Origin of the sequence: Mesorhizobium sp. M0028, assembly GCF_040323855.1 — a bacterium.
Taxonomy (GTDB): Bacteria; Pseudomonadota; Alphaproteobacteria; order Rhizobiales; family Rhizobiaceae; genus Mesorhizobium.
Genome location: NZ_JAMYVG010000051.1, coordinates 1 through 939 on the forward strand (window position 1 = coordinate 1; position 939 = coordinate 939).

The window sequence follows — 939 nt, forward strand, 5'->3', positions numbered from 1 at the left end:
GGCAGGGCTATCGCATATGAGTGATGGCATTGATGAGATAGTCGTCGTTCCAGGCGCATTTCTTGATGCGATGGCTGATGGGAACTTTGGCAGCATCGGCGGCCTGAAGGATGTTTCTGGCGAGGCGATTGAGAAGGGCTGTGTTGGCGGGAGCATTGTCCTTGCGGGCACGGCTGAGATCCTCATCGAGATGGACATCGAGCATCCAATGCAGGCCGTTCTCGATCTGCCAATGAGCTCTGGTGAGGTCGAGCGCCCGCTGCGGCGACATGAGCGTGGAGGCCATGAACAGGCGCATCAAAGGTCTGGCCTGATCGCGCCGGCTGGTGATGCGGATGAAGGCCTGGTGGCCAGGCATCAGCGGCTCGGCCGCCGCCACGATCTCGGCCTGCCGCCACTCGTTGCGGCCGTGGCTGGTCTCGGTGCGCTCGGCAATGGAAGGGGTGGCGTCGGCCAGTTGCAGGTTGGCGCGGCGCAGCCAATGACGACGGTTGCCCTTCAGCGCAAGCAGGTAATCGCCACCTCTTTGGGTAATGGCCGCAGCCATGCGGGTGTGGCAGTGGAGCGCATCGGCGGTGACCAATCTGCCCGTAAGATCAATGAGTTCGACGACCTTGAGCGCGGCCTCGACTTCGTTCTCACCATCGCTCGGCGAGACTGCCGCCAGGCACAGCCGGGTCTCGGTGGCGAAGGCCGACACCGTCAACGGCGGACTGGCTGCCAAGCCCTTCTCGTAGGCCCGCCGCAAAGCCTTGCCGTCAAGCGACACCACCTCGGGCGTCTCTCGGCTGGCTCGGGCGAAAGCTGCGGCAAAGGCAGCAAAGGCGCGACCGAAGGCTTCCGGGTCGAGCAGGCGCAGCAGCCGCGAGAAGGTGTCGTGGCTGGGGGCTGCGTCATAGTCGATCAGCCGCGACAGCGCCTGCTTGCGCTCCTGCGCGA

At 64.4% G+C, this 939-nt stretch carries 1 protein-coding gene; it reads right to left on the reverse strand.

Features of this window, described 5'->3' with window-relative positions:
* Window positions 1-7: 7 nt before the first annotated feature.
* Window positions 8-939 (reverse strand): ISAs1 family transposase (locus tag NKJ93_RS33515; protein WP_352593645.1); only part of this gene is annotated, 932 nt, incomplete at its 5' end.